General features: G+C 67.3%; 20 protein-coding genes, 1 tRNA gene and 1 pseudogene. 8 read left to right on the top strand and 14 right to left on the bottom strand.

Annotation, left to right across the window (positions count from 1 at the left end):
• Nucleotides 1-869: pseudogene (locus tag BN4346_RS26415) on the bottom strand (SCO6745 family protein).
• A 327-nt stretch (nucleotides 870-1,196) separates the two neighbouring features.
• On the opposite strand from BN4346_RS26415, the gene BN4346_RS26410 reads away from it, so the two are divergent.
• Both BN4346_RS26410 and BN4346_RS26405 read left to right on the top strand, forming a co-directional pair.
• Nucleotides 1,197-2,057, top strand: a complete 861-nt coding sequence (locus BN4346_RS26410; protein WP_067968018.1) for a 3-hydroxyacyl-CoA dehydrogenase — start codon at nucleotides 1,197-1,199, stop codon at nucleotides 2,055-2,057.
• 7 nt (nucleotides 2,058-2,064) lie between these two features.
• A complete protein-coding gene (locus BN4346_RS26405; RefSeq protein WP_067968015.1) occupies nucleotides 2,065-3,825 on the top strand; it encodes an oleate hydratase in 1,761 nt (586 codons plus the stop codon).
• A 318-nt stretch (nucleotides 3,826-4,143) separates the two neighbouring features.
• Here BN4346_RS26405 and BN4346_RS26400 read toward each other — a convergent pair whose 3' ends face one another.
• The 7 genes from BN4346_RS26400 to BN4346_RS26370 form a co-directional block, all read right to left on the bottom strand.
• A complete protein-coding gene (locus tag BN4346_RS26400; RefSeq protein WP_067968011.1) occupies nucleotides 4,144-4,533 on the bottom strand; it encodes a type II toxin-antitoxin system VapC family toxin in 390 nt (129 codons plus the stop codon).
• The gene (locus tag BN4346_RS26395) at nucleotides 4,530-4,781 is read right to left on the bottom strand and encodes a type II toxin-antitoxin system prevent-host-death family antitoxin (protein WP_067968009.1); all 252 of its coding nucleotides are present in this window, start codon (nucleotides 4,779-4,781) and stop codon (nucleotides 4,530-4,532) included. The genes BN4346_RS26400 and BN4346_RS26395 overlap by 4 nt, the downstream gene beginning before the upstream one ends.
• A 358-nt stretch (nucleotides 4,782-5,139) precedes the next feature.
• Nucleotides 5,140-5,212 (bottom strand) — tRNA-Ala (locus BN4346_RS26390).
• A 49-nt stretch (nucleotides 5,213-5,261) separates the two neighbouring features.
• Nucleotides 5,262-6,374 carry a divisome protein SepX/GlpR gene (gene sepX, locus BN4346_RS26385; RefSeq protein WP_067968006.1) on the bottom strand — a complete coding sequence of 371 codons (1,113 nt, stop codon included), beginning with the start codon at nucleotides 6,372-6,374 and terminating at the stop codon, nucleotides 5,262-5,264.
• Between the two features lie 146 nt (nucleotides 6,375-6,520).
• Nucleotides 6,521-7,183: a GNAT family N-acetyltransferase gene (locus BN4346_RS26380; RefSeq protein ID WP_067968003.1), complete on the bottom strand. Its 663-nt coding sequence runs from the start codon at nucleotides 7,181-7,183 to the stop codon at nucleotides 6,521-6,523.
• 10 nt (nucleotides 7,184-7,193) lie between these two features.
• Complete coding sequence (gene glp / locus BN4346_RS26375; RefSeq protein WP_067967999.1) at nucleotides 7,194-8,462, bottom strand: molybdotransferase-like divisome protein Glp; 1,269 nt, start codon at nucleotides 8,460-8,462, stop codon at nucleotides 7,194-7,196.
• A 51-nt stretch (nucleotides 8,463-8,513) separates the two neighbouring features.
• Nucleotides 8,514-9,425 carry a UTP--glucose-1-phosphate uridylyltransferase gene (locus BN4346_RS26370; protein ID WP_067967994.1) on the bottom strand — a complete coding sequence of 304 codons (912 nt, stop codon included), beginning with the start codon at nucleotides 9,423-9,425 and terminating at the stop codon, nucleotides 8,514-8,516.
• Between the two features lie 76 nt (nucleotides 9,426-9,501).
• Here BN4346_RS26370 and BN4346_RS26365 point away from each other — a divergent pair, with 76 nt between their 5' ends.
• The 4 genes from BN4346_RS26365 (at nucleotide 9,502) to BN4346_RS26350 (ending at nucleotide 12,075) form a co-directional block, all read left to right on the top strand.
• Entirely contained in the window at nucleotides 9,502-10,119 is a 618-nt protein-coding gene (locus BN4346_RS26365; protein ID WP_067967990.1) for a 5-formyltetrahydrofolate cyclo-ligase, read from the top strand.
• A gap of 76 nt (nucleotides 10,120-10,195) precedes the next feature.
• A complete protein-coding gene (locus BN4346_RS26360; protein ID WP_067967987.1) occupies nucleotides 10,196-10,873 on the top strand; it encodes a TetR/AcrR family transcriptional regulator in 678 nt (225 codons plus the stop codon).
• A gap of 122 nt (nucleotides 10,874-10,995) precedes the next feature.
• Entirely contained in the window at nucleotides 10,996-11,358 is a 363-nt protein-coding gene (locus BN4346_RS26355) for an FmdB family zinc ribbon protein (protein ID WP_067967983.1), read from the top strand.
• A 66-nt stretch (nucleotides 11,359-11,424) separates the two neighbouring features.
• Entirely contained in the window at nucleotides 11,425-12,075 is a 651-nt protein-coding gene (locus BN4346_RS26350) for an SAF domain-containing protein (protein WP_067967977.1), read from the top strand.
• A gap of 6 nt (nucleotides 12,076-12,081) precedes the next feature.
• On the opposite strand, the gene BN4346_RS26345 is transcribed toward BN4346_RS26350, so the two are convergent.
• The 6 genes from BN4346_RS26345 to rpmF all read right to left on the bottom strand — a co-directional run bounded on the left by BN4346_RS26345 (nucleotide 12,082) and on the right by rpmF (nucleotide 17,255).
• Nucleotides 12,082-12,510: a large conductance mechanosensitive channel protein MscL gene (locus BN4346_RS26345; protein WP_067967973.1), complete on the bottom strand. Its 429-nt coding sequence runs from the start codon at nucleotides 12,508-12,510 to the stop codon at nucleotides 12,082-12,084.
• A 231-nt stretch (nucleotides 12,511-12,741) separates the two neighbouring features.
• Nucleotides 12,742-13,236, bottom strand: a complete 495-nt coding sequence (locus tag BN4346_RS26340; RefSeq protein ID WP_046285144.1) for a MogA/MoaB family molybdenum cofactor biosynthesis protein — start codon at nucleotides 13,234-13,236, stop codon at nucleotides 12,742-12,744.
• A 160-nt stretch (nucleotides 13,237-13,396) separates the two neighbouring features.
• Nucleotides 13,397-14,818 carry a S1C family serine protease gene (locus BN4346_RS26335; RefSeq protein WP_067967969.1) on the bottom strand — a complete coding sequence of 474 codons (1,422 nt, stop codon included), beginning with the start codon at nucleotides 14,816-14,818 and terminating at the stop codon, nucleotides 13,397-13,399.
• 55 nt (nucleotides 14,819-14,873) lie between these two features.
• Complete coding sequence (locus BN4346_RS26330; protein WP_067967967.1) at nucleotides 14,874-16,325, bottom strand: HAMP domain-containing sensor histidine kinase; 1,452 nt, start codon at nucleotides 16,323-16,325, stop codon at nucleotides 14,874-14,876.
• Nucleotides 16,325-17,017, bottom strand: a complete 693-nt coding sequence (locus BN4346_RS26325; protein WP_024442851.1) for a response regulator transcription factor — start codon at nucleotides 17,015-17,017, stop codon at nucleotides 16,325-16,327. Before BN4346_RS26325 ends, BN4346_RS26330 begins: the two co-directional genes overlap by 1 nt.
• A gap of 64 nt (nucleotides 17,018-17,081) precedes the next feature.
• Nucleotides 17,082-17,255: a 50S ribosomal protein L32 gene (gene rpmF / locus BN4346_RS26320; protein WP_067967965.1), complete on the bottom strand. Its 174-nt coding sequence runs from the start codon at nucleotides 17,253-17,255 to the stop codon at nucleotides 17,082-17,084.
• A gap of 263 nt (nucleotides 17,256-17,518) precedes the next feature.
• Here rpmF and BN4346_RS26310 point away from each other — a divergent pair, with 263 nt between their 5' ends.
• Both BN4346_RS26310 and BN4346_RS26305 read left to right on the top strand, forming a co-directional pair.
• Entirely contained in the window at nucleotides 17,519-19,243 is a 1,725-nt protein-coding gene (locus BN4346_RS26310; RefSeq protein ID WP_067967962.1) for an acyclic terpene utilization AtuA family protein, read from the top strand.
• The gene (locus BN4346_RS26305; RefSeq protein ID WP_067967961.1) at nucleotides 19,240-20,388 is read left to right on the top strand and encodes an acyl-CoA dehydrogenase family protein; all 1,149 of its coding nucleotides are present in this window, start codon (nucleotides 19,240-19,242) and stop codon (nucleotides 20,386-20,388) included. The genes BN4346_RS26310 and BN4346_RS26305 overlap by 4 nt, the downstream gene beginning before the upstream one ends.
• Nucleotides 20,389-20,413 lie beyond the last annotated feature (25 nt).

Here is a 20,413-nt window from a genome sequence, read left to right as displayed (position 1 = left end):
TCACTGCCGGTCGAGGAACTGGCGAAGATCAAGGCCCATCGGCGAATCGAGCGGGATTTCACCGGCCGCCACGACGGCGCGGGTCAGCGGGTGCAGCACCCGGATCAGGTCATGCCGCTCGGCATCGGTCAGCGCCTCGTATGCCGGAGCGGCGAGCCGGTCGGTTTGTTCTTCGATCTGCGCCTTGAGCCGGACGCCTTCGGGGGTGAGCCCCTCGGATCCGGCAAGCCCCTTGTCGCGCAGTGCGTTCGTCAGCCGGTTCCACTCGTCATCGGTGAATTCGCGGGCGACGGTGTAGGTGTGGCGCGGGGTTCCCGAGGCCAGGGCGTGGAACACATGCGATTCACGGCCTTCGATGCCGGCTGCCAGAAGGGCCGCGATATGGCCGTCACCGCGATGCTCACGCAGCACCGTGGCCGCGTGCCACAGCCTCGCCAACGGCTGTTCGGGCAGCGGCAGCGCATGATTCGCGGCACCCAGCACCGCGGCACCGCGTCCGCCGCACGGGCGGCGAGTTCGGCCGCGCGGGCTACCTCCGGTCCGTCCGCCAAGTCCGCGAGGTGGCGCCGCAATGCGGCGACGGCGCCCTCTTCCCGTGCTTGCAGTGCGGCTTCGGGCGGCGCGAAACCCCATGCGGCGGCCAGCGCCTTGGCGACTCGTTCGTAGGAGAAGTTGTAGAACGCCGCATGCACCACGTCGGCGCCGACCGCACCCAGCGGCGCGGCACGGCCCGCGAAGTAGCCCATCCAGAAGCCGCGATAGCCGGCGGCATCGAGCGCGGCTAAGGGTTCGGGCGAGAAGTAGACCACCGCATGCAGTGGCTCCAGCAGCCGCCAGGCATCCCGAGCGCTAGACACAGGGGCCGCCAGTTTGCGCGTCGCGAGCCACTTCCTGGATGGAGAACACTGCGCCACCGCCTTCTCGGTCGACATCGCCCAGTCCAAGGATGACGCATCCGCCGCCGACGCCCCGAATTGGTTCGCTGACGATCGCCATCGACTGGCGCCCGCGAGATCGTCGGCAGCAGACATCCCGGGTTTGCTGTTGCAGGTCGTACAGATCTGCTTTGCGAATCGGCTGGCCAAGAGTTTCGCGCGCCGGAGCGGCCAACAACCGACGGGGCACCCACAGAACAGGCAGAATCAATCCCGAGGCCTGAATCTGTCAGACACTGAAAGAAGCGGGGTTCGGTAAGCGTGAGCGACATCAGCAAGGTTCTGGTCCTGGGCACTGGCGTTCTCGGCGCGCAGATCGCCTTCCAGGCGGCCTACAAGGGCTTCTCGGTCACCGCGTACGACATCAACGAGGAGGCTCTAACTGCAGCGAAGTCCAAGTTCGCCGGGCTTGTGGACACCTACCGGGCGGCATTCGGCGAGGACGGCGCTGCCGAAGCAGCCCTGACTCGTATCGGCTACTCCTGCGATCTGGCCGACGCAGTAGCGGAAGCGGACATCGTGATCGAGGCGATCCCGGAGATCCTGCAGCTCAAACGCGATACCTTCGCCAAGCTCAACCAGGCCGCCCCGGAGCGCACCATCTTCGCCACCAACTCGTCATCGCTATTGCCCAGCGCTATCTCCGATGCGACCGGACGGCCGGACCGGTTTCTCGCGATGCATTTCGCAAACATGGTGTGGCAGTTCAACACTGCGGAGATCATGGGCACCAAAGAGACGTCGCCGGAAGTCTTCGACCGGGTGGTGGCGTTCGCCGGAGCGATGGGGATGGTCCCGATCCCGATCAAAAAAGAAGTGCCGGGTTATCTGCTCAACTCGCTGCTGATCCCGTTTTTGAACGCAGCACTATCGCTGGTCGCGGGCGGCTTTGCGGAGCCGAAGGTCGTCGACGACGTGTGGCGCATCGACACCGGTGCACCGATGGGACCGTTTCAGATATACGACGTCATTGGCCTGAACACCCCATACAACATGCTGTCGCACGGCGACGAGCACGATCAGCAGCTGGCCGCGTGGCTCAAGGAGAACTACATCGACAAAGGCCGCACCGGCGCGGCGGCAGGCGCAGGGTTCTACGACTACAACCAGAAACAGGGGTAGGGAGCAAATGCGCTACACGGCAGGAAACTACGAAGCTTTCGCCCGACCCCGCAAGCCGGCCAAGGTAGACGGGAAGCGAGCCTGGTTCGTCGGAGCCGGGCTGGCATCACTGTCCGGTGCCGCCTTCTTGATCCGAGACGGCCGGATGGCCGGTTCGGACATCACCATTTTCGAGGAACTCCCGCTGCCCGGCGGCGCCCTGGACGGCATCAAGGAACCGAAGAAGGGTTTCGTCATCCGCGGCGGGCGCGAAATGGAGAACCACTTCGAGTGCCTCTGGGACCTGTTCCGATCGATTCCCTCGCTGGAGATCGAGGACGCCAGCGTCCTGGACGAGTTCTACTGGCTCAACCTCGACGACCCGAACTCTTCGCTGCAACGTGTCACCGAGAAACGGGGCCAAGACGCCCATTTCGACGGTCTCTTCCGACTCTCCAACACCGCCCAAGCCGACATCACGAAGATCTTCGCCGCCACCCGCCAGGAGATGGAGAACAAGAAGATCGACGAGGTGGTCTCCAAGGAGTTCCTGGAATCCCAGTTCTGGACCTACTGGCGCACGATGTTCGCCTTCGAGAACTGGCATTCGGCCCTGGAGTTCAAGCTCTACCTGCACCGGTTCATTCACCACCTCAAGGGCCTGCCGGACTTGTCGGCCCTGAAGTTCACCAAGTACAACCAGTACGAGTCGCTGGTGCTGCCGCTGTACAAGTGGCTGACCGAGCAGGGCGTGGTGTTCAAGTTCGACACCGTCGTCACCGACGTGGATTTCGACCTGCGCGACGGCCGCAAACAGGCCACCTACGTGCACTGGACCTCCGAGGGAACCCAGGGCGGAACACCACTAACCGAAGACGATCTGCTGTTCATCACGATCGGCTCGCTCACCGAGAACTCCGACGAGGGCGACCACCACACACCGGCGAAGCTGAACACCGGACCGGCCCCGGCATGGGATCTGTGGCGACGGATCGCCACCAAAGACCCGGCCTTCGGCCGTCCCGACGTCTTCGCCGGCGACATCGCGGCCACCAAGTGGGAATCGTGCACGGTCACCACCCTGGACAAGCGGATTCCCGAGTACATCCAACGGATCTGCAAACGTGATCCGTTCAGCGGCAAGGTGGTTACCGGCGGCATCGTCACGGCCCATGACTCGTCCTGGCTGATGTCGTGGACGGTGAATCGGCAGCCACACTTCAAACAGCAACCCGCAGACCAGATCGTGGTCTGGGTGTATGCGCTGTTCACCGATGTCGCAGGCGACTACGTCAAGAAGTCCATCCAGGAGTGCACCGGAGAGGAGATCACCCAAGAGTGGCTCTACCACATGGGCGTTCCGGTCGAGGACATCGACGAACTAGCGGCGAATGCGGCGAAGGCCGTGCCCTGCATGATGCCCTACGTCACGGCATTCTTCATGCCGCGCAAGCACGGTGACCGGCCCGACGTGGTGCCCGAGGGTTCGGTGAACTTCGCCTTCATCGGCCAGTTCGCGGAGTCGGCACAGCGGGACTGCATCTTCACCACGGAGTACTCGGTTCGTACCCCGATGGAGGCCGTCTACACCCTGCTCGACATCGAGCGCGGTGTGCCCGAGGTCTACAACTCGACCTATGACATCCGGGAACTGCTCCGGGCTACTGCCTACCTGCGCGACGGCGAGAAGGTGGAACTGCACGGACCCAAAATGCTCAAGAGCTGGATCGTGGGCAAGCTCGACGAGACCGAGGCCGGCCCGCTTCTGCGCGACGCCAAGCTGATCTGATTCTCGAGTTTCCGTAGCGTGAGCTACGGTCCGAGGGCCGAGATCGGCACTACGTGAACGCCATCGGCTCGTTTTCCACCGCCGCCGGTAGCTGTCACAACGACAAGGGCGGCGGGGGCGCCGTGCTTTGAGGAGTCCACGGCGGCTGCGAAATCGAGGAGGCCCTTGGCCGCCGTATCGATAGCGCCCCGATCGCCGGTCAGCTTGGGGGAAGTCAACGTTTTCGAACGAATGAACTCGCTGTTTCCGACAACTTTGACTCGCTGTTTTCGACAGCCTTGAATCGCTGTTTCCGACGCCGCGGACCAGCCGAATCCGTCATAGCGGCTCCCAGGGATTGAGTAAAGGCACGCCCGTCCGCTGAAAGTCGCAATCGCGTACGGTCGCGGTCGCCGCGATAAGCGCATCCATCTCGGGCATCGGGTCCGGGATGTGCAGAGCCGCAGCCGTGACCGCGGTCCGCTCATCGACGGGCAGGAGTCGACCGCCGAACATCGGTCGGACATCCTCGTCAAGCCAAAGACGGAGCCGGCCTGCGCCAGCGGGATCGACACGTTCCTTTCGCCGAACCCCCCGCTCAAGCTCCAGTAGCGAGACGACGCTGAGAGCCAGACTCCCGACCTCTTGCCCCCTCAGCCAGCCCATCAACGCCGACGATCGCTTCAAACGCGCATCGCTGATGACATTGGTGTCGAGCAGATACTTCACAGGTCAAGCTCGCGAAGTTCTTCCACCCGCCGCTCCGGCAGCTCAAGCTCGATTTCTTCGGTGCCCCTCGCCCACAGGCGGTCACCCACGACCTGCCGCTCGCCGGAAAGTCGATCGAACTCTGCCGCGGTCAACAGCACATGCGAGCGCCGCCCGTGATCAGTGATCGTCACCGGCCCCTTTTCAGCCGCCCGTTTGGCAGCCGAGACATCACGGTTGAACTCGCGACTGGTAATCGTGAGGCCCATCAAACCTCCCTCGCTTGTACCTATAGTAGGTAGTTTAGCGGGGCGGGTTCTCGTGGGTATTCGGATGCGAGTCGCGCCGTCGGCGGGCAGCCCCCGAGGATGCCAACCGCGCCAACGCTTGGGTGGCACTGGAAGAGATTCGTGTTCGGCAGATCGACGCTAATCGGTGGACGTGTCGCTCAACGTCGACGTCCACATCGTCGACGCCACCGGCGAACCACTGCGAGAACTCACCATCGACCCCACCCGCGACTACCAACCAACAGGCAGAGACCGCCACGCACACTGGTGCCAAAACCAAAAACAGACCGACCCATAAGGGTTCGGTCTGTCCGGGATCTCCCGAGAGATCACACTGTGGAGCTAAGGGGAATCGAACCCCTGACCTTCTCGATGCGAACGAGACGCGCTACCAACTGCGCTATAGCCCCTGACCGCTAGGAGATTACCAGCCCCTAGCCGGTGCCCTGAAACCGAGACCTACTGACCGGACGCGCGCGCCAGGTCGCCACGCCAGCCGTACCGGTCGGCGCTCGACGTGTACTCCAGGTGCTCGAACACCGGGTCCTCGTCGTCGATCTCCAGCACCGCCACGCCCGGTCGGCGCAGCCGTGACGGCACCACCTCGAACGCGTCGGTATGCACACTCTCGCGCTGCATACGCGGTCGCTCGGCACGCCGTGCGCGGCGGGACCGCACCTGCTGCTCGATGCGGGTCTGGCGCCGCAGGTAGGCCAGATAGAGCACCGTTGCGCCGGCCGCGCCAGCACAGATCCACCACGCAGTGGGCGCCACGGTGAAGGCGGTGAGCGCCGAGAGCACCAGGATGACGGCCAGCGACATCAGCACCCGCTTGCGAAACTCGTACTTGCGCGCGCTGACGACCGCAGCGGTGTCGGCACGGGGCCGACGACCGCGGGCCGACAGACCGGCCATGCCCGCCCTCGTGGTCTCCGCCTCGGGCTCCAGCCCGGAGCTGTCCTCGACGTATTCGTATTCGTAGCCCTCGCCCTCGGCAGCCGGCTCCTCGTAGGCGCCCTCGTCGACCTGCGTTTCCGCCTTGGCCGCCAACGCCTCAGCCGCCAGGGCGGCCTCCTCCGCAGCGCGAGCTTCCGCCTCGGCGGCGGCCTGCGCTTCGGCCTGGGCGCGCGCCTCGGCCTCAACTTCGGCGGCTAGCCCCGCGTCCGACAGCGGCAGCTCGTCGGAGTCATCGGCGACGACATCGACGTCCAGGTAGTCCAGTTGGGTCTGCTCGCCGACCTGCGGCTCCGAGGCGACGAAAACCGCCGCCGCGGCGACGAACACCCGCGAACCGGCGGGCTCGCCTTCGACCTCGTCGACATCATCGATGTCGTCGACGTCGTCGATGTTCTCAGCGCTGTGCTGCCAGTCGGGGTCGCTGCGGTGGCCGGTGGCCGGGCCGCCGCGCTTGAGCAGCCGGGCACTGGACCCACTGGTCAGTACCCGGGTCGCCAAGGCCACGTCACTGGTACGACGCACTGCGTCACGCTTGCTGACCAGCATCGGCACCAGTACGAACAGCCAGAGGACGACCAGTGAGATCCAGAGCAAAGATTGCGGGATGCTGGGCATGGTTGGCCTGCTCCTTTCCGAGCCAAGGCTAGGTGTGTGAGCCACACGACCTAACACGACGCGCCGAACCAATTACACAGTTGTAATTTACTCGCTGACCTCGTTAGTCACAACTATCACACGCGTAACAGCGGGCCCGAAATGCGTCAGGCCCGGGAGGCCCGGCCGGATTGGATCAGCGTCGAGGTCACCGACCCGGCGACCTCCTCCATCGTCATCGCGACCAGCAGGTGGTCGCGCCACGCCCCGTCAACGTCCAGGTAGCGCTGCAGCAGCCCTTCCTGACGAAAGCCGACCTTGGCCAACACCGCCCGGCTGGCGACGTTCTCCGGCCGGACGGTGGCCTCCACCCGGTGCAGCCGCACCGGCCCGAAGCAGTGGTCCAGCCCGAGTGCCACCGCCCCGGTCGCCACTCCCCCGCCGGCCACCGCACTGGACACCCAATAGCCGATCCAGGCCGAGCGCAGTGCCCCGTGGGCGATGTTGCCGACCGTCAGCTGGCCGCAGAATCGGCCGTCGAGCTCGATCACGTACGGCAGCATCCGCCCATAGCGGGCCTCGGTGCGCAGACTCGAACACAGCGGCGGCCACGAGGCGCTGCCGTGCCGGGTCACCCAGTCCAGCTCCACGCTGGGTTCCCACTGCTCCAGGTAGGCGCGGTCGGCCAGCCGGATCCGGCTCCACGTCACGCCGTCACGCATCCGCACCGGCCGCAGCCGGATCACCCCTGCCGGCACCCGCAGAGGCCCGAGCACACTCGGCCAGCCGGGGTGCTCAACGGCTTTGAACGGCCACAAATTGACCAACATGGACTCGGGTTCAACCCCGCTGAGCCAGGAAGGCGACGTCCACCAACTCGCCGGCGGCGATCTGCTCGACCTCCTCGGGAACCACCACCAGACAGTTCGCCTCGGCCAATGTGGCCAGCAAGTGCGACGATGTGCCGCCGGAAACTCCGAGCACCTGCACCAAGTACTCGCCGGTGTCCTCGTCGCGCATCAGCTGGCCACGCAAGAACCCCTTGCGGCCGGGCATCGAAGCGATCGGCCCGAGGGTGCGGGCCTGCACCATCCGGCGCATCGGCTCGCGCTTGCCCAGCGACAGCCGGATCAAGGGGCGGATCATCACCTCGAACACCACCAGCGCGCTCACCGGGTTGGTGGGCAACAGGAACGTCGGCACGCCTTCGGGGCCGAGCTGGCCGAAGCCCTGGACCGAACCGGGGTGCATCGCGATCCGGGCGACCTCCATGTCACCGAGATCGGCCAGTACCGCGCGCACCTCATCGGCCGCGGCACCCCCGACCCCACCGGCGATCACCACCACCTCGGCGCGGTTGAGCTGTCCCTCGACCACCTCGCGCAGTTTCTTGGGGTCATGGCTGACGATGCCGACCCGGTTGACCTCCGCGCCCGCGTCCCGGCCGGCGGCGGCCAGCGCGTAGGAGTCGACGTCGTAGACCTGCCCATTGCCGGGAGTGCGATTGACGTCCACCAGTTCGCCGCCGACCGCCATGACCGACAGTCGGGGGCGCGGGTGCACCAGCACACGATCGCGGCCGACGGCGGCCAACAGCCCCACCTGGGCCGCCCCGACCACCGTGCCGGCGCGCACCGCGACATCACCGGGCTGCACGTCGTCGCCGACCCGGCGCACATAGTCCCCCGGGCGGACGCCCCGCAGCACCCGCACCCGAGAGTTCCCGCCGTCGGTCCAGCGCAGCGGAAGCACCGCGTCGGCCAGGGTGGGCATCGGCGCCCCGGTCTGGATCCGGGTGGCCAGCTTGGGTTGCAGCCGGGTGGGGGTGCGGGCGCCGGCTTCGATGACACCCAACACCGGCAAGGTGACCACCGCATCATCGCGTCCGGCCCCATCGGAGCTGTCGCCGATCGCGTCGGCGCCCAGGACATCGACGCTGCGCACCGCATAACCGTCGATGGCGGCCTGGTCGAAGGCGGGCATTGGCCGCTCGGCGACCACTTCTTCAGCGCACATCAATCCTTGCGCCTCGGCGATCGCTACCCGGACCGGGCGGGGCGCCACCGCGGCAGCCGATACCCGGGCCTGCTGCTCCTCAACCGAACGCACGGTGTGCCTTTCTCCTTGGCGGCCTCGGTCCGATTCTCCGCAGACGTCGGCTCAGTTCTCCGCCAAGCCCAGCCGCGCCACCAACCACCGACGCAGATCCGGACCGTAGTCGTCGCGGTCCAAGGCAAAGTCAACCGCAGCTTTGAGGTAGCCGCCCGGATTTCCCAGATCGTGTCGCGAGCCGCGGTGCACCACGACGTGCACGGGATGCCCCTCGGCGATCATCAGCGCGATGGCGTCGGTGAGCTGCACCTCGCCGCCGGCACCGCGGTCGATGCGGCGCAGCGCGTCGAACACGGCCCGGTCCAGCACGTAGCGTCCCGCCGCGGCAAACATCGACGGTGCCTCTTGTGCCTTGGGTTTCTCGACCATCCCCCTGACCCGCAGCACGTCCGGGTTGTCACCGTCGGGCAGCGGCTCGACGTCGAAGACTCCGTAGGCGCTGACCTCCTCCGGGCTGACCTCGATCGCGCACAGCACGGTGCCGCCGCGGCGGGCACGCACCTTCGACATGGTCTCCAGCACGCCGGTGGGCAGCACCAGATCGTCGGGCAGCAGCACCGCGACGGCATCTTCGTCGTCGGACAAGGTGGGCTCGACGCAGCTGATGGCATGCCCCAGGCCCAGCGGCTCGGCCTGCACCACCGATTCGACCTTGATCAATTGCGGGGCCCGGCGCACCTTGGCCAGCATCGCCTTCTTACCGCGAGCCTCCAGCGTGCCTTCCAGCACCAGGTCTTCGACGAAGTGCGCGACCACGCCGTCCTTGCCCTCGGAGGTGATGATCACCAGCCGTTCGGCACCGGCCTCGGCCGCCTCGGCCGCAACCAGCTCGATGCCGGGGGTGTCGACGACCGGCAGCAGCTCTTTGGGCACTGTCTTGGTCGCGGGCAGGAAGCGTGTGCCCAAACCTGCCGCAGGCACAATGGCGGTGCGCGGAATCGGAACCTTTGGCGTGGGCATTGCTCACACGATAACCGCAATCCACTTCACCTCTTCGGCTGGCGGTGGGCGAGCCGTTGCTGACAGTCTGGGGGCCGTGACCGACGACGCGGTGGTGGCCGCCAAGTCCGCGTTGCGGGCGCGGCTGCTCGCCGACCGACGCGCGGTACCCCCCGATGTGCACGATGCCGAGGCCGCGGCGTTGGCCGAGCACCTGGAACGGCTCGCTCGCGACGTCACCACGGTCTGCGCCTATGTGCCGGTGGGCAGCGAGCCGGGCTCGACCGCGATGCTCGCCCGCCTGGCGTATGGCGGCGCCCGGGTGCTGCTACCGGTGGTGCGCACCTCCGTCGACGGCACCCCGATGGCGCTGCTGTGGGGCGAGTACCGGCCCGACACCCTCACCACCGCGCGGTTCGGCCTGCTCGAACCACCTCAGCCGTGGCTGGCCGCCGACGCGCTGGCGCAGGCGGACCTGATCGTGGTGCCGGCGGTGGCGGTCGACCGCCGAGGGACGCGACTGGGGCGCGGCGCCGGTTTCTACGATCGCTCGCTGCGGTTTCGCCGCCCGGGGGTCCCGCTGGTGGCGGTGGTGCGCGACGTCGAGTTGCTGCTCGACGACGTGGTGCTGCCCGCCGAACCCCACGACGTGCCGATGACCCATGCCCTGACGCCCGGGCTCGGCCTGGTCGAGTTGGACGGCCGCGCCCGCTGAGCAATTACCGGTTCTTGTGACGGCACAGCAAGGCCAGACCGCCGATCCCCAGAGGCGCGTCGGATAATGTGACCGAATGTGCGCCCAAGCTCGGTCCAAGACCACCGATCGGCGGCAACTACTGATCGATTCGGCGCGTAAGTTATTCGCCCAGCGGCCTTACGACCAGGTCACCACGACAGAGATCGCCAGCAGCGCCGGCGTCGCCTATGGCCTGATCGCTCACCATTTCCACAATAAGCGCGGCCTCTATCTGGCGGTCATGAACGAAATCGCCGTGGAGATGGCCGCCGTGCAGCTCTCCCCTGCCCCGGAGGACGCCTCACTGATCGATCAGCTGCGCCACGCGTTGCGCGGTCACATCGCCTACATAGACAGCTATGCCTCCAGCTTTGTGGCGCTGGTACGCGGTCAACTGGGCTCTGACCCCGACCAGCAAGACACCGTCGACGCGTTGCGATGGCTGGGAGCCCAACGCATCCTGCTCGCCCTGGGCATCACCGAACCGGTGCACCCGCTGCTTCGCACTGCGATGCGCGGATGGGTCGGCTACCTCGACGAAATGATGATTGACCGCATCAATCACGGCGAGGTCGACCGCGAGGCACTGGTCGAGCTGGCCTGCGCAACGTTGGTGTCCACGCTCCAGGCGGCTGACGTCCTCGAACCGTCGATCGGCCTATCTGCGCCGATCATCGAGATGCTCGAAGCCTTCCGGGTCCGTGTAACGGCCGCCGACCCGCCCCAGACATAACGCCTGGCCTGGTTCGGGGCCGGGTCGGACGGGCCGGCCCTGGAATGAGGAAGGCCACATAGTGGTTCTAGCACTTAGCACGGTAGAGTGCTAACGCAATTGTTCGATCCACGGAGGTTCACGTGCCCACCTACAGCTATGCCTGCACCGAGTGCAGCAACCGCTTCGACGTGGTCCAGGCCTTCACCGACGATGCGCTGACCACCTGCGAGGACTGCAACGGCCGGCTGCGCAAGATCTTCGGCAAGGTCGGCGTGGTCTTCAAGGGCAGCGGCTTCTACCGCACCGACAGCCGGGAAGCGGGCAAGTCGTCCAACGGTTCCAGCAACGGCAGCAGCTCCGCCAGCTCGACGACCTCCAGTGACTCGGGCAGCAGCTCGGGCGACAGCGGCACCAAATCGTCCGACAGCGCCGCCAAGTCCAGCGACAGCGCCAAGGCCAGCACCACCACGTCGGCGCCCAAGCCGGCGACCACCGCCAGCTAGGCCGTTATCCACAGTCCGGCGCCCGAGCCGACGACGCCCGGTGCACCGACCGGTTAGCGTGCCGCCATGGGCGACTCGCTCAACCCCACACTGATCAGCCGGATATCGCTGGCACTGCGCCCGGACTGGACTCGCACCGTGCGTGCCCGGCGAGTGACCGCAGGGGCCCTGGTGGTGTTGGCCGGCATCGCGGCGCTGCGCTCCAACCCCGCCGGCGACCAGCTCGACGTGGTGGTGGCAAGCCGCGACATCGCGCCCGGCGCACCCCTGACCCTCGCCGACGTCTCCCTCGAAAGCCGGTCAGCTCAAACGGTCCCCGACGGCGCCGCTACTGATATGGCCGCGGTGGTGCAGGCCACGCTGGCGGGTCCGGCCCGTCGCGGCGAGATACTCACCGATGTCCGTGTGCTGGGCAGCCGGCTCACCGAGGCCGCCGCCGGACCCGACGCCCGTATCGTGGGCGTACACCCGGCCGACGCCGCGTTAATCGATCTGGTGCGCCCGGGCGACGTGGTCGACGTGGTGACTGCCGCCCCCGACGATGCCGCCGGCCCGCCGGGCGCCGCCCGGGTGCTGGCCAGCGGCGGGATCGTGGTGCTGGTGTCCGACAAGCACAACCACGATGACCGAGTGGTGCTGGTGGCGTTGCCGGCCACCGCTGCGGTGGCGGTGGCCGGCGCCACGCTCGGTCAAGCTGTGACGCTCACCCTGCGCTGAACGCCGCTATGCGGCGGCGGGCTGGACGCTGGCGCAGAACTTGCACTTGTTGGCGTCGGCGGCGATTTCGGACTTGCACTCCGGGCAAGTCTTGGTCGGTGCCGGGTCGCCGAACACGGTGTTGCCGCGACGCTTCTGGATGTGCTTGTAGGGCAACACGATCAGGAAGTAGATCGTGGCCATGAACACGACGAAGTAGATGATCGCCGAGATGAACGCGCCGAGGTCGATGAACGTCGCCTCGTTGCCCTCCGCCCCCAGTTGGTAACCCAGCCCCAGCCCGGCAGTGTCGGGCTGCGCGGCCGACACCAGTGGGTTGATCACGCTGTCGGTGAAGGCCTTGACCAGGTTGGAAAACGCCAGCGCCACCACCAGACCAATGGCCACGGTGATGACGTCATCGCGCATCAGGAAATTTTTGAACCCCTTGAGCACCGCAACTCCCCTTCCGTACGGATGCACTGCGAAGCGGCGCCACGCCGCCTACGGCGAACCGTAGTAGCCGCTGCGGAGTCCGTACGGGGGATTTCGAGAAGTCGAACCTCAACCGTGATGCGGCGGGATGTTGTCCCGCAACCAGCGCTCGCGTTCCTCGGCCTCTCGGGCGTCGTCGGGGTCGCGTTCGTCCGACGACGACTGATGCTCTTCGAGTCCGGGCATGGCTGCCTAGATCTCCAGGCTGGACAGTTGGCCGATAATCGCCGCGGCCAGCGGGTTCAGTGTCGCCATCCCGTCGCGCACCGCCGCCCGGGACCCTGCCAGGTTGACCACCAGCGTGCTGCCCGAGACTCCGGCCAGACCACGCGAGAGCCCGGCGTCGGCGATCCCGGCGGACAACCCGGAGGCCCGCAGCGCCTCGGCGATACCGAGGATCTCGCGGTCCAGTAGCTCGCGGGTGGCCTCTGGGGTGACGTCGCGCGGGGTGACCCCGGTACCGCCCACCGAAACGACCAGGTCGACCCCGCCGATCACCGCGGTGTTCAGCGCGTTGCGGATCTCCACCTCGTCGGCGGCGACGGCGACAACACCGTCGACCATGAATCCGCCTTCAGCCAACAATTCGGTGACCAACGGGCCACTATGGTCCTCATCGCCGTGAGCGGTGCGGTCGTCAACAACGACGACGAGGGCGCGGCCGGCGAGTTCTCGGGACTGCTCCATGGGTGCAACCGTATATCCGGTCGCCGCCGGCCGTTCAGCGAGGCTCGACGAAGGAGAGCCGAAGCTGGAACCGCCGCACGAACCGAGCCGTTCAGCGAGGCTCGACGAAGGAGAGCCGAAGCTGGAACCGCCGCACGAACCGAGCGGACTCACCGACCCGTCACTGCTGCGCTTTACCCAGCGTGACCTGCGCAGTTTTGGACGCGCCGCCGGCATCCAGGTAGGTCAGCGTCACCTGGTCGCCGGGTGCCTTGGAGCGCACCGCGGCCACCAACGCGTCAGCACTGCCGATGGGGCGCTTGTCGAACGCCGTCACCGTCGCACCCTCGGGCAGACCGGCCTTCGCGGCCGCCTCCCCGGGCACCACCTCGACGACTTTGGCACCGTGCAGGCTGCGCTCGCTGGTGACGCGTACCCCCAGCGAGGCGTGCGATGCCGTGTGGTCCGGCGAGTTGATGAGTTCGTCGGCGATCCGCTTGGCCTGATCCACCGGTATCGCGAACCCGAGGCCGATCGAACCGCTCTGCGCTTCGGCGGAGTCGCCGCCCATGGTGGCGATCGCAGAGTTGATCCCGACCAGGTCGCCGTTCATGTTGACCAGCGCACCACCCGAATTGCCGGGGTTGATGGCGGCATCGGTCTGGATCGCGTCGAGCACTGTGTTCTGATTACCCGCCTCGCCGCTGGTGGAGACGGGCCGGTTGAGGGCACTGACGATCCCGGTCGTCACCGTGCCCTCCAGGCCGAGCGGCGACCCGACCGCCACCACGTTCTGGCCCACCCGCAGGTCCGCTGAAGACCCGATCGTGATCGGGGTCAGGTCCGAGACGCCCTGGGCGCGCACCACGGCAATGTCGCTGGCCGGGTCGGTCCCCACCACGGTGAACGGCGCGGTACTGCCATCGGCGAAGGTCACCGTGGTCCTCGGCGCTCCTTTGGGAGCTCCGTCGGGCTTGCCGCCCGGGTCCAGCTTGGCGCCCGGGTCCAGTTTGGTGCCCGGGTCGAGCTTGGCGGCCGCGGCGGCCACCACGTGGTTGTTAGTCAGGATCAGCCCATCGGCCGACAAGATGATGCCCGAGCCCTCCTCGGACTGACGGCCCAGGTCGGTCTCCAGCATGACGACGCTGGGCACCACCTTGGCCGCGACCTTCTCCACCGAACCGTCCGGCAGATTCACCGCGGCCGGCACACCCGGGGCTTGAATGCTCGGCGTGTGACTTCCGGTGGCGGCCGGCTTGTGGTCGGAGTGCAGTGTCGAACCCACCACACCGCCCATCACACCGGACATCGCCGCGATCGCTACCGCCCCCAGCACCAGACCCCCGGTGCGGGAACGCTTGGGCCCGCCCGGCCCGCTCGGTACACCGGGGCGGCCGTAGGAGGCGTCATAGGCGGAGCGATAGGCGGGTTGCTGCTGCCCCTGGTGCGGGGCGTAACGCCAGTCGTAGGGCGGCGGGTACGACCCCTGCGCGGCCCGGCCCGGATAACCGGCTTGTCCGCGTTGGTCCGCCACCGGTGCACCGGTCGGGTTGGACCGTTCCGGTTGCTGAGGCGGCGGGAGGTACCCGGGGTAATTCGTCATGTTTGTTGCCTACTCCTAGGGACACGACTGCGGCGACGTTGCCTCACCACCATGCCTATGTGGACTGAGAAGCGCCTGTGACTGCTCCGACCAGTATTTCTTCCGCCGACGTGGGCCCGCCGGGCAGCACCATCCGGAATGAGGTCCCGGGCGGATGCCCGCCGGGGATGGTCTCGCCGATGGTGATCGCCCCACCGTGTTTGAGCACCACCTGTTTGACGATCGCCAGCCCCAGCCCGGATCCAGGCATGGCGCGCGCCGAGTCCGACCGGTAGAAACGCTCGAAGACCAATTCCCGTTGGTTCTCCGGGATTCCCGGTCCCTCATCCGACACGATCATCTCCATGTGCGTCGGGTCGAGCTGGCGCATCCGCAAGCCCACGACGCCGCCCGACGGGCTCCACTTGGCCGCGTTGTCGAGCAGGTTGAGCACCGCACGGGACAGCCCCGCGGCGTCGCCGTACACGTGCCAGGGAACGACCTGGATGTCGAACTCGATGTCGTTGCGGCGCCGCCGGACCCGCTCCATGCTGCGGTCGACGACCTCGGTGATATCGACCTGCTCGTAGGCCACCTCACGCTGATCGTCGCGGGTGAGGTCCACCAAATCGCCCACCAGCGTGGACAATTCCTCGATCTGACCGATTGCGTCGGCACGCAGTTCGGCCATCTCCTCCTCCGGCAACTGCGGGGCGCCCGGCGCCGCGGACGCCATCAACAGCTCGACGTTGGTGCGCAGCGATGTCAACGGGGTCTTCAGCTCATGCCCGGCGTCGGCGACGAGTCGCGCCTGCCGCTCGCGCGACTCGGCCAGGGCCCGCAACATGGCGTTGAACGCCTCGGTGAGGCGCGCAAGTTCGTCGCTGCCGTAGACCGGGATCGGTCTCAGGTCATCGGTACGCGCCACGCGCTCGGCTGCCTCGGTCAGGCGGCCCACCGGTCTCAGCCCGGTTCTGGTGACCATGCCACCGGCCACCGCGGCCACGACGACACCCACCCCGCCGACGACCAGCAGCACCCACCGCAGCTTCATGGTCACCGCCCGGGTGGGTGCCAAGCTCTTGGAGATCAACAGCGTGCTGCCATTGGGCAGGTGCACCGCCAGCACCCGCTGGCCGGACGCGGTGCGGCGCGACAGGAACAGCTCGCCGCGGATGACGGCCTTCTCCTGCTGGCCCACCGGAAGCCGCTGACCGGGCTGATTGGCCGTGTAGATCGACCGTCCCGGGTTGACCAGCATGGCGTTGACGTCGGAATAGGCGGTGCCCTCGATCGCCTTGCGGGGATCGGCGGCCAGTGAACCACTGGCGATCAGCATCTCCGCGCGGCTCTGCAACTGATTGTCGATGTCGTTGTAGAGCGCAGCCGAAATGACGGCATAGACCGCCACCGCCATCAACACCACTACCAGCGCCACCATCGACATCGCCAGCAGCATCACCCGCCAGCGCAGCGACAGGGATGTCCTCTTGGCCTCTTCATCCTGTCGACGGCGGAAGGACTGCATCAGGGAGGAGTCTCGCGGAGCACGTAACCCACTCCGCGCACGGTGTAGATCAGCCGCGGCTCGCCTTCGGCTTCAGTCTTGCGACGCAGGTACCCGATGTAGACCTCCAGCGCGTTGCCCGAGGTGGGGAAGTCGAAGCCCCACACCTCCTCGAGAATCCGGCTGCGGGTCAGCACCCGGCGCGGGTTGGCGATCAGCATCTCCAACAGGGCGAACTCGGTGCGGGTCAGGCTGATCTGCCGGTCGCCGCGGGTGACCTCGCGAGTGACCGGGTCCAGCGTCAGGTCCTCGAACGACATCGCCACCGATTCGGACAGGTCCTCGGCGGTGGTGCGGCGCAGCAGTGCCCGCATCCGCGCCAGCAGTTCCTCCAGCGCGAACGGCTTGGGCAGGTAGTCGTCGGCGCCGGCATCGAGGCCGGCGACCCGCTCGGACACCGAATCCCGGGCCGTCAGGACCAAGATCGGCAGGTCGTCACCGGTGCTACGCAGCTGACGACAGACTTCCAGTCCATCCAGCCGCGGCATCATGACGTCCAGGATCATCGCGTCCGGACGGTCGCTGGTGATCGCCTCGAGCGCCTCGACGCCGTCGGTGGCCAGCGAGACCGAGTAACCATTGAACGATAAAGACCTGCGCAACGACTCGCGCACAGCGCGATCGTCATCAACAACCAGTACCCGGGTAGCCATGGGTGCTATCCAATCATCCGAAAGGCGATCTGGAGGGTCAGGAGCCGGTCGTGTCGGAACCTATTTAGCGGCGATCGAGGTCGATCAGGCCCAAGCGTGCGGCTTTGAGCAGGCGACGCGGCACCTTGTGGGCGCGACCAGCGACCACCACGTTGACCAGGCCGGTTGCCTCAGCCTTCCACTGCGCGCGGCGACTACGAGTGTTCGCACGCGACATCCTGCGTTTCGGCACGGCCATGGTCGAGCCTCTCCTGTTGTTGGCATAGTGCCGCTCGATATCCAGCGGCGGGACTATCCGAAAGGATAGCCGGTGACCAGCGTCGGCTCCAAAATAACGGATACGGCGGTTCAGCGAGGCTCGACGAAGGAGAGGCGAAGCTGGGACCGCCGCATCGGCACGGCGGTTCAGCGAGGCTCGACGAAGGAGAGACTCGATGCGCCTTGACGCGGCACCGGCGGTACCGGCTAACCTACCGGTTGGTTGAGTGATGGGATGTGGGGATGACGGCAGCCGTTCGGATCGGTAACTGCTCGGGGTTCTACGGCGACCGCCATGCCGCCATGCACGAGATGCTCACCGGTGGCGAACTGGACTACCTGACCGGCGACTACCTGGCCGAACTCACCATGCTGATCCTGGGCCGCGACCGGATGAAGAACCCAGAGCGCGGGTACGCCAAGACCTTCCTGACCCAGCTCGAACAGTGCCTCGGCCTGGCTCTCGACCAGGGAGTTCGCATCGTGGCCAACGCCGGTGGGCTCAATCCGGCCGGTCTGGCCGACGCGGTACGCGAGCTGGCGCAACGCCTGGGTGTGCCGGCCAAGGTGGCCCACGTCGAAGGTGATGACCTGCTCCCCCGCGCCGCCGAACTGGGACTGGGCAGCCCGCTGACGGCGAACGCCTACCTGGGCGCCTGGGGCATCGTCGAGTGTCTGGCCGGTGGCGCCGACGTGGTGATCACCGGCCGGGTCACCGACGCGTCGGTGATCGTGGGGCCGGCCGCCGCGCACTTCGGTTGGAGCCGCACCGACTACGACCAGCTCGCCGGGGCTGTGGTCGCCGGCCACGTCATCGAGTGCGGCATCCAGGCCAGCGGCGGCAATTACTCCTTCTTTACCGAGATTCCCACCGAGAAATTGCTGCACCCCGGCTTCCCGCTCGCCGAGATCCACGCCGACGGGTCGTCGGTGATCACCAAGCACCCCGGCACCGGCGGGCTGGTCAGTGTCGACACCGTGACCGCGCAGCTGCTCTATGAGGTGACCGGCGCGCGCTACGCCAACCCCGACGTCACCGCGCGCATGGACAGCATCGAACTGGCCCTGGACCAGGCCGGCGGCCCGGACCGGGTGCGGATCTCCGGAGTGACCGGCGAGGCGCCGCCTCCCACCTACAAGGTGTCGCTGAACAGCATCGGCGGGGTCCGCAACTCCACCACCTTCGTGTTGACCGGTCTGGACATCGAGGCCAAGGCCGCACTGCTGCGCACGCAGCTCGAGGCGGCCATGACCGTCCGGCCGGCCGAGCTGGACTGGACGCTGTCGCGCACCGACCACCCCGACGCCGACACCGAGGAAACCGCCAGCGCCCTGCTGCACTGTGTGGTCCGCGACCCGGACCCGGCCAACGTGGGCCGCAAGTTCTCCGCAGCCGGCATCGAGCTCGCACTGGCCAGCTATCCCGGCTTCTGCGTCACCGCCCCGCCCAGTGACGGCCAGGTCTACGGGGTCTTCACCGCCGGCTATGTCGATGCCACGCAGGTGCCGCATGTCGCCGTCCACGCCGACGGCACCCGGGTGGACATTCCGTCTGCCGCGCAGACTCTGGAACTCGCTCCGGCCCCCGAGCCGCGGCTGCCCGAGCCGCTACCGGCCGGCCCCAGCCGTCGGGCGCCACTGGGGGCGATCGCCGGCGCCCGCAGCGGCGACAAGGGCGGCTCGGCCAACGTCGGGGTGTGGGTGCGCACCGATGAGCAGTGGCGCTGGCTGGCCCACACGTTGACTCCTGCGAAGCTACGCGAGCTGCTGCCCGAGACCGCCGAGCTGCCGGTCACCCGCCACCTGCTGCCGAAATTGCGGGCGGTGAACTTCGTCATCGAGGGCATCCTCGGCCAAGGCGTGGCCTACCAGGCCCGATTCGACCCGCAGGCCAAGGGGCTGGGCGAATGGCTGCGCAGTCGTCATCTCGAGATACCCGAGCAGCTGCTGTCAGAAGGGGAACTGTGAGTATCTGGACTACCACCGAGCGCCAAGCGCTGCGCAAAACCGTGCGGGGTTTCGTCGAGCGCGAGATTGCGCCGCACGTCGACGAGTGGGAACGCTCCGGCGAGCTGCCCCGCGAGCTGCACCGCAAGGCCGCCGAGGTCGGCTTGTTGGGTGCGGGCTTCCCCGAGGAGGTCGGCGGCAGTGGCGGCGACGGCGCCGACGCGGTGATCGTTTGCGAGGAGATGCACCAGGCCGGGGCGCCGGGCGGGGTGTTCGCCTCCCTGTTCACCTGCGGTATCGCGGTGCCGCACATGATCGCCTCGGGCGATGCGCGGTTGATCGACGAGTTCGTCCGCCCGACGCTGGCCGGCGAGAAGATCGGTTCGCTAGCCATCACCGAGCCCGGCGGCGGCTCGGATGTCGGGCACCTGCGCACCACGGCGCGACTGGATGGCGACCACTACGTGGTCAACGGCTCCAAGACCTTCATCACCTCGGCGGTGCGCGCCGACTATGTGGTGAGCGCGGTGCGCACCGGCGGGCCGGGGGCGGCCGGAGTCTCGCTGCTGGTGGTGGAGAAGGGCACGCCCGGGTTTGAGGTGAGCCGCAAGCTGGACAAGATGGGCTGGCGCTCCTCGGACACCGCCGAACTGTCCTACGTCAATGCCCGAGTGCCGGCCGCGAACCTGGTCGGCGCCGAGAACACCGGCTTCGCCCAGATCGCCGCGGCCTTCGTCTCCGAGCGGGTCGGGCTGGCCGCGCAGGCCTACGCCAGCGCGCAACGCTGCCTGGAGCTGACCCTGGCCTGGTGCCGGGACCGGGAGACCTTCGGCCGTCCGCTGATCTCGCGGCAGGCGGTGCAAAACACGCTGGCCGAGATGGCCCGCCGCATCGATGTGGCCCGGGTCTACACCCGCCACGTCGTCGAGCGGCAGCTGGCCGGTGAGGCCTTCCTCATTCCGGAGGTGTGTTTCGCCAAGAACACCGCGGTGGAGGCCGGTGAGTGGGTGGCCAACCAGGCGGTGCAACTGTTCGGCGGCATGGGCTATATGGCCGAGTCCGAGGTGGAGCGTCAGTATCGGGACATGCGCATCATCGGCATCGGCGGTGGAACCACCGAGATCCTGACCTCATTGGCCGCCAAGACCCTGGGATACCAATCATGATTTCTCCCCTGCCTCCTCATCACTC

The sequence above is a fragment of the Mycolicibacter icosiumassiliensis genome (assembly GCF_900078685.2).
Classification (GTDB): domain Bacteria; phylum Actinomycetota; class Actinomycetes; order Mycobacteriales; family Mycobacteriaceae; genus Mycobacterium; species Mycobacterium icosiumassiliensis.
This window is presented reverse-complemented; position numbering and strand designations above follow the sequence as displayed.